This window comes from Mesorhizobium sp. M8A.F.Ca.ET.021.01.1.1 (assembly GCF_003998025.1).
GTDB lineage: Bacteria > Pseudomonadota > Alphaproteobacteria > Rhizobiales > Rhizobiaceae > Mesorhizobium.
This window is the reverse complement of the sequence record NZ_RZSJ01000263.1, coordinates 1-7,875: the sequence shown is the minus strand read 5'-3', so window position 1 is coordinate 7,875 and position 7,875 is coordinate 1. Positions and strand designations below refer to the sequence as shown.

Annotated in this window: 6 protein-coding genes; 1 reads left to right on the top strand and 5 read right to left on the bottom strand. The window is 64.7% G+C overall.

Going from position 1 to position 7,875, the window contains the following annotated elements; translation table 11 throughout:
- The coding region (locus tag EOA36_RS20030; RefSeq protein ID WP_145969231.1) for an ABC transporter substrate-binding protein at positions 1–1,248 on the bottom strand (1,248 nt) is incomplete at its 3' end.
- A 116-nt stretch (positions 1,249–1,364) separates the two neighbouring features.
- Here EOA36_RS20030 and EOA36_RS20025 point away from each other — a divergent pair.
- Complete coding sequence (locus tag EOA36_RS20025; RefSeq protein ID WP_127279105.1) at positions 1,365–2,267, top strand: LysR family transcriptional regulator; 903 nt, start codon at positions 1,365–1,367, stop codon at positions 2,265–2,267.
- Between the two features lie 32 nt (positions 2,268–2,299).
- On the opposite strand, the gene EOA36_RS20020 is transcribed toward EOA36_RS20025, so the two are convergent.
- The 4 genes from EOA36_RS20020 to EOA36_RS20005 all read right to left on the bottom strand — a co-directional run bounded on the left by EOA36_RS20020 (position 2,300) and on the right by EOA36_RS20005 (position 7,874).
- Complete coding sequence (locus tag EOA36_RS20020) at positions 2,300–4,342, bottom strand: ABC transporter ATP-binding protein (RefSeq protein ID WP_127279104.1); 2,043 nt, start codon at positions 4,340–4,342, stop codon at positions 2,300–2,302.
- Complete coding sequence (locus tag EOA36_RS20015) at positions 4,335–5,207, bottom strand: ABC transporter permease (RefSeq protein WP_127279103.1); 873 nt, start codon at positions 5,205–5,207, stop codon at positions 4,335–4,337. The genes EOA36_RS20020 and EOA36_RS20015 overlap by 8 nt, the downstream gene beginning before the upstream one ends.
- Positions 5,204–6,157 carry an ABC transporter permease gene (locus tag EOA36_RS20010; RefSeq protein ID WP_127279106.1) on the bottom strand — a complete coding sequence of 318 codons (954 nt, stop codon included), beginning with the start codon at positions 6,155–6,157 and terminating at the stop codon, positions 5,204–5,206. Before EOA36_RS20010 ends, EOA36_RS20015 begins: the two co-directional genes overlap by 4 nt.
- A gap of 70 nt (positions 6,158–6,227) precedes the next feature.
- Positions 6,228–7,874 carry an ABC transporter substrate-binding protein gene (locus EOA36_RS20005; protein ID WP_127279102.1) on the bottom strand — a complete coding sequence of 549 codons (1,647 nt, stop codon included), beginning with the start codon at positions 7,872–7,874 and terminating at the stop codon, positions 6,228–6,230.
- Position 7,875: the final 1 nt, after the last annotated feature.

The following is a 7,875-nucleotide window of genomic DNA, read 5'->3' as shown; positions in this document are numbered from 1 at the left end:
GGCGAAATTCTGGAACAGTTGCGCATAGCCCGGAATGTCGGAATAGCGCAGCGTCGTCAGCGTGATGTCGAAGCCGCTGGCGAGGCCCGCCGCATCCATGAGTTGCTTGGCCTTGGCGATATCCTGGGTGCGCTGCGGCACCGACTTGTCGGTGGCGGGGAAGGCCGGCGCGAACGGGCTGTCATTGCCGGTGGCCGCCATGCCGCGGCACAAGCCGTCGACCAGCTTGGACCGATCGATGCTGAGCGCAAGCGCCTGGCGCACGCGCTTGTCGGTGAAAGGCGCCATGTCGCAGCGCATGTGAAGCTGGCGGTGCGCCGTCGAGGCGACGCGCAGCACCGTGATGTCGGGGCTGTTCAGCACCACCTGGCTGACGTCGAGCGGAACCGCGTCGAGAATGTCGACCTCGCCGGCCTGCAGCGCCAGGATGCGCGGTTGCACATCACCGTAGAACTTGAATTCGAGACGGTCGGGCAGCGCTTTTTCGCCCCAATAGTCGGGGTTGCGGACGAAGGTCGCACCGACCTTGGGCGTGTAGGTCTCCATCCGGAACGGCCCGGTGCCCTCGAAGGTCTTTTCGTAGTCGCCCTTGTAGCTCGCCGGCAGGATGACGGCGTTGTAATTGTCGATCGATACCGAGTAGGGAAAACTGCCGTTCGGCGCGTCGAGATGGAAGGCGACGGTGTGGTCGTCGACCTTCTGGGTGCCGCCTTTCGACAGCAGGCCCTTGAACACCGACAGCGCGTTGGAAGCGCCATTGGGATCGGCCAGCCGATCGAACGTCGCGACAACGTCCTCGGCCTTGAAGTCCTCGCCATTGTGGAATTTCACGCCCTTGCGCAGCTTGAAGGTCCACACGCTGCCGTCTTCGTTGGGCGACCAGCTTTCCGCCAGAACCGGTTTCAGGGTCAGATCCGGCTGGGTGATGCAGAGGAATTCGGCGGTCTGGAAAACCAGCTGGTAGCTGCCGCTGTCATAGAAGGTGACGGGGTCGATGGCGCCGCCCGGCGTCGCCACACCGGCGCGCACCGTACCGCCCTGCTTGCCCTCGGCGCGGGCCTTTTGCGTCCCGAAACCCGCCGCTCCCAGAATGCCACCAAGCAACGGCAGCGACAGGCCAAGCACGCTGCCGTGGCGCAGAAAATCGCGCCGGTCGAGCCTGCCGGCCAGCAATTCGTCGACAGCGGAATTTTCGATTGCGGTCAGGTTTTTGCGGGCGGCGTCAATCGTCATGAAATGCCTTGGCATGGCTGCATTCCTCGCTTGCCCTTGGGAGATCGGCCATTTAGGGCATTGTTGACCGCGACCGGAAAGCGATATTTTTTGATAGGGTCCATCGAAATTTTCGATGGAGGAGGGATGGCATGGATACCGAAAACCTGCGCAGCTTCCTCGAAGTCGCCGAACATGGCAGCTTCACTCTCGCCGCCAACCGGCTCAATCTCGCGCAATCCACCGTCAGTGCGCGGATCAGGGGGCTTGAGGAGCAGTTGGGGCGCCGGCTATTTGTCCGTGACCGCGACGGCGTCACGTTGACGCCAGCCGGCCGGCAGTTCCTGCCGCATGCCTCCTCCATCACTCGCACCTGGGAGCAATCCAGGCAGGATATCGCCGTTCCCGATGGCTACGAGACGCTGTTGCGCTTCACCGCGCCAGCCTATCTCTGGGAGCGCATCACCTCGCCATGGGTCGAGTGGATGCGCACCAGAAGGCCGAACGTGGCGCTACGGCTGGAAGGAAGCTTTCCCGACCAGGCAATCGACCAGTTGGCCGAAGGCTTGCTCGACATCTGCATCCTCTATCTGCCGCGCCCACATCCCGGCATCGTCTACGAGACGCTCGCCGTCGACCAGGTGGTGCTCGTCCAGCATGCCGCCCAGACGCAGCCGTGGACCGAAAACTACATACTGATGGACTGGGGGCTCGAATTCCGCATCGAGCATGACCGGGCATTCGCCGGCATGGTCAAACCGGCTATCTCGGCGGGGCTGGTCTTCATCGGGCTCCAGCATGTCCTGTCGCAGCACGCCGCCGCCTATCTGCCGCTCAGCGCCGTCAGCGGCCATATCGAGCGCGGCGAAATGCGACGCATCGACAACACGCCGGTATTTCAACGGCCGATCTATCTCGCCTATCCCAGCAATCCCGCCTCGTCCGACACGCTCGACGTCGCGTTGACCGGGCTGCGCACGCTGGCCAGGGATTGGACCGAAGGTCAGGGGTTTTCGGAAGGCGACCGTTCCCTGGGCATCGCCAGCCAGGTGTAACCGGCCAGGCAAATGCCCCATGCGATGTCTCGCTATGCCGGTTCGGCCACCGCTGTCTTTTGCAGCCGCGCCAGTTCCGCGTAGGGAATATGGCAGCGGATCGAGTGTCCCGGCTGCGCCTCGGCCAATGGCGGCTCCTGCTGTTCGCAGATGGACCCGATCTTGCGTGGACAGCGCGTGTGGAAGACGCAGCCCGAGGGCGGGTTGGTGGCGCTGGGGATTTCGCCGTCGAGCCGAATGCGCGCCGTCTCGGTCTGGTCGAGCTTGGGCACCGCCGAGAGCAGCGCCTCGGTATAGGGATGATGCGGCCCGGAGAAAACGTCCTCCGATGGCCCGAGCTCCATGATGCGGCCGAGATAGAGCACGGCGATCTTGTCGGAGAGGTACCGCACTACGCCGAGGTCGTGCGAGATGAAGATATAGCTGACGTCCTCCTTGGATTGCAGGTCGGCAAGCAGGTTGAGGATCGCCGCCTGGACGGAGACGTCGAGCGCCGAGGTCGGCTCGTCGCAGACCACGATGCGCGGATCGCCGGCGAAGGCGCGCGCAATGGCGACGCGCTGCTTCAGCCCGCCCGAGAGCTGGCGCGGTTTGACAGCCAGATGCCGGTCGGTCAGGCGTACCGAGCGGACGAGATCGTTGAGGCGCGCCTCGAGGGCGGCACCCCTGAGCCCCGCCAGCCGCTTAAGCGCCCGGCCAATGAGATGGCGGATTGAATGCGAACGGTTGAGCGCCGAATCCGGGTTCTGGAAGACGATCTGCATCGCCTTGACCTGGTCGTCGTCGCGGTTCTCCAGCTTCGGCGCCAGCGCCTTGCCCTCGAGCTCGATGGTGCCGCCGGCATCGGGCGGCACGAGCCCGAGCAGCAGCCTGGCGAAGGTGGTCTTGCCCGAGCCGGATTCGCCGACCAGGCCGAGCGTCTCGCCGGGCCTGAGATCGAGCGACACGTCCTTGACCGCGCGCAGCGGATAGCCATGGCTGGCATAGGTCTTGTTCAGCCCCGCCACACGCAGCACCGGCGCGCTCGCGGGCTTCGGTGCCGGCGCCACGTCGGCGGGCGTGGCGCGCGGCAGCGATTGCGCCTTGTCGTGATGGAAGCAGCGCGACAGCCGGGTTCCGCGCTCGTCGCTCAGCTCATAGAGCGGCGGCAGTTCGGTGCGGCAGCGGTCGTCGGCGAGCGCGCAGCGGTCGGCGAAGGCGCAACCCTTGATGACGGCGCCGATGCCAGGCAGGAAACCCGGAATGGTGTCGAGCCGGCCCTGGTCCTTGCGCTGGCCGCCGCGCGGCAGGCAGCGCAGCAGCGCGACAGTGTAAGGATGGCGCGGATCGTTGAAGACGACCTCCGTTGGTCCTTCCTCGACCAGCATGCCGGCATAGAGCACGCCGACCCGGTCGCACATGTTGGAGACGACGGCGAGGTTGTGGCTGATGAACAGGATCGAGGCTGAGAGTTCCCGCCTGAGCTGCGCGATGAGGTCGAGCACCTCGGCCTCGACTGTGGCATCCAGCCCAGTCGTCGGCTCGTCGAGGATCAGCATCGAGGGGTCGTTGGCCAGCGCCATGGCGATCGCCACGCGCTGCTGCATGCCACCCGACAGCTGGTGCGGATAGCGCTGCATGACGCTTGGCGGATCGGAGATGCGCACCCGGTTCAGCATGGCGATGGCGCGATCGGTGGCCGCCTGGCCGGTTATGCCGCCAAGCACGAAAATCTCGGTCAGTTGCCGGCCGATGCGGATCGACGGGTTCAGCGCCTTGCCCGGATCCTGATAGACCATGGAGACGCTTTCGGCCCGTGCGCGCCGCAGTGCCTCGGCGTCGAGCTTCATGACATCCTGGCCGTCGAGCGAGATGGCGCCGCCCGATATCGAGCCGTTGCGCGGGAGGTAGCGCACCACGGTGAGCGCCACCGTCGACTTGCCGCAGCCGGATTCTCCGACCAGCCCGTAGGCCTCGCCCTGGCCGATGGTGAGGCTGAGATTGCGCAGCACCGCGCGATTGCGGCCGGCGACCCGGTAGGCAACCGACAGGTCTCTGAGTTCGAGCGCGTTTTTTGCCACGGCGGGGTCAGTCATTGAAGGCCCCATGCACACCGTCGGCGGCCAGGTTGACGCCGATCACCAGCGAGGCGATGGCCAGCGCGTCGAACAGCACCGTCCACCAGAAGCCGCCGCCGATCATGCCGTAATTGCTGGAGATCGAGAGGCCCCAGTCGGGTGACGGCGGCTGGATGCCAAAGCCCATGAAGGAGAGCGTGGCGACGGCGAAGATGGCATAGCCCAGTCGCACGGTGGTCTCGACCAGGATCGGCGGGATGACGTTGGGCAGGATCTCGACGAACATCGTATGCAGCGCGCTCTCATGCCTGAGCTGTGCGGCCGCGACATAGTCGAGTTCACGCTCGGCCAGCACCGCCGAGCGCACGGTGCGCGCGATGATCGGCGCGAAGCTCAGGCCGATGACGATGATGACGGTGGTCTTGGAGGTGCCGAGCGCGACGATGGCGAGCAGTGCCACGATCACCACGGGGATCGCCATGAAGGCTTCCAGGATGCGGCTGACGACATCGTCGACGATGCCTCGGAAATAACCGGTGAGCAGGCCGAGCGCGGTGCCCGCGACCGTCGCCAGCAAGGTCGCCAGCGGCGCGACGGTGAGGATATCGCGCGAGCCGACGATGACGCGCGAGAACACATCGCGGCCGATCTGGTCGGTGCCGAACCAGTGCTCACGCGAGGGCGGCGCCAGCGCGTTGATGATATCGTCGGCGAGCGGATCGTAGGGCGCGAAGCGTTCGCCAAACAGTGCGCAGGCAACCCAGAACAGCACGATGGCGAGACCGACAAGGAAGGTTCGCGATCGCAGCAGGGAGAAAAAGACTTCGGCCAGCGGGCCGCGCTTGCGCGTGTCGTCCTGTGAGGTGGTCTGGACGGCGCTCATTGGTCTGACCCCAGGCGGATGCGCGGATTGAGCACGGAATAGAGGAAGTCGGCGGCCAGGGTCGCCACGGCATAGACGATGCCGATGGTGAGGATGCCGGATTCCAGCATCGGAAAATCCTTGCCGCGCGCGGCGGTGAAGATCAGCGAACCGATGCCCTGGTAACGGAACAGCGTTTCGATCACCACCAGCCCGCCGATAAGGTAACCGGTCTGGGTGGCGATGACGGTGATGGTCGGCAGCAGCGCATTGCGCAACACATGGCGCCAGATCACCGTGCGCCAGGGCAGGCCCTTCAGCACGGCGGTCCGCGTATAGTCGGAATCGAGCGCCTCGATCATGCCCGAACGCGCCATGCGCGCGATATAGCCGAACAGCACCAGGAACAGCGGCAGCGATGGCAGGATCAGGTAATAGAGCTGGGTGAAGAAGCCGGCATTCCTGGGCCAAGCGGCCGAGATCGGCAGCCAGCGCAGCCATACGCCGAAGATCAGGATCAGGATGATGCCGGTGACGAACTCGGGCAGCACCGTCACCGACAGGCCGCCGAGGCTGATGATGCGGTCGAGCGGACGGTTGAGGTTGAGCGCCGCAATGACGCCGCCCAGAATGCCGATCGGCACCACCAGCACGAAGGCGACGGCCGCCAGCTTCATCGAATTGCCGAGCGCATCGATGACGAACGGCGCCACAGGCGAGCGGAAGATGTAGGAGGTGCCCATGTCGCCCTGGACGAAGTTGGAGATCCAGCTCCAGTACTGGACAAGCAGCGGGCGATCGACGCCGAGTGTGTGATTGAGCGCGTCCACCGCGCGCTGGTCGGCGAACGGGCCGAGGATCGCGCGCCCGACATTGCCTGGCAGAACCTGGCCGCCCAGGAACACCATGATGCTGAGCAGGAACAGCGTGATCAGCGACAGGGACACACGCCGCGCAAAGAAGGAGAGAATGGCTAAGACTCCTTGCAAAGCCAGCTCCCCGGAGGAGCTGGCTATTAGAGGACTGGCTTTCCCTTTTCGCTTACGCCTTCGACGCCTTATCGAGGAACAGCTGCGACATTGCTGTCGGCTGCACGCCGGCCACGCCCTTCGCCGTTGCCGTCAGGTAGTCGTAGAAATAGCCGAAGATGACCGGGGTTTCCTCGAGCAGAAGCTTCTGGATCTTGCCGGCGTCGGCCTTCTGGGCTTCGAGATCGAGTGCCGCGATATAGCTGGTCGCCAGCGCGTCGTAGTCCTTGTTCTTGAAGTGCGCTGCATTCCAGGTGCCGTCGCTCTTCAAGGGAGCGGCAAGATAGACATTCGGCACGCCGCGATGGCCATAGTCGGTGATGCCCATCACCGAATCCAGCCAGTTCGATTTGCCGAACACCGCGTCGCCGTAATAGGCCCCCTGGTCGAGGATGTTGAGTTCGAGCTCGATGCCGATCTCCTTGACCCAGTTCTGGATGAGCTGGGCGTATTCGGGGATTTCGAGGTAGCGCTCGGTGGTCAGCGTGACTTTGAAGCCCTTGCCGGCACCGGCTGCTTCCATGAGCTGCTTGGCCTGCGCGATGTCCTGCTTGCGCTGCGGTATGCTCGTATCGGTCGAGGGGTAGACCGCGGCGAACGGGCTGTCGTTGCCGGCCACGGCACGCCCCTTCATCAGGCCTGCGACCAATTTGTCGCGATCCATGCTGAGCGCGATGGCGCGGCGCACGCGTGCGTCCTTCAGCGGGCCGTCGTCGCAACGCAGATGCAGCTGCTGATGCGCTGAAGACTTCAGGCTGATGATGTCGACGCTTGGATCACTGAGCAGGGCCACGCCGGCCAGCACCGGCATCTGGTTGATGATGTCGACCTGGCCGCCCTGCAGCGCCAGGATCATCGGCTGTACATCGGTGAAGAAGGTGAATTCGGTGCGTTCCGGCAGCGCCTTCTCGCCCCAATAGTCCTCGTTGCGGACGAAGGAGGCGCCGACCTTCGGCGTGTATTTCTCGATCTTGAACGGCCCGGTGCCGTCGAAGCTCTTTTCGTAGTCGCCCTTGTAGCTCGCCGGGACGATGACGGCGTTGTAATTGTCCGACGACAGCATGTAGGGAAAGTTGCCGTTCGGCGCGTCGAGGTGGAATTCCACCGTGTAGTCGTCGACCTTCTTGCTGGCGCCCTTCGACAGGATGCCGGTGAACACCGACAGCGCGTTGGACGAGTTTGCCGGATCGGCGAGGCGGTCGATGCTCGCCACCACGTCCTCCGCCTTCATCTCGCCGCCGCTGTGGAACTTCACGCCCTTGCGCAGTTTGAAGGTCCACACCGAGCCGTTGTCGTTCGGCTTCCAGCTTTCGGCCAGTGCCGGCTTGAGCACGAGGTCGGGGCCGTCGACGCAGAGGAATTCGGCTACCTGCTGCATGACCAGGAGGCCGCCGGCGTCGGCAATGGTGACCGGATCGATGGCGGCTGCCGGCACGCTGCTGGCGACACGAATGGTGGCGCCGGGGGCGCCCTGGGCGCGGGCCAGCGACGGCATGCCGCCAAAGCCGGCGGCCGTGGTGATGCCTCCAAGCAGCGGCAGCGACAGGCCGAGCAGGCTGCCATGGCGGATGAAATCGCGGCGGCTGACACGGCCATCGACGAGCCCGTCGATCAAGTGATTTTCGAGCGGCGAGCGATTACGCCGGATCAGGTCGAGAATG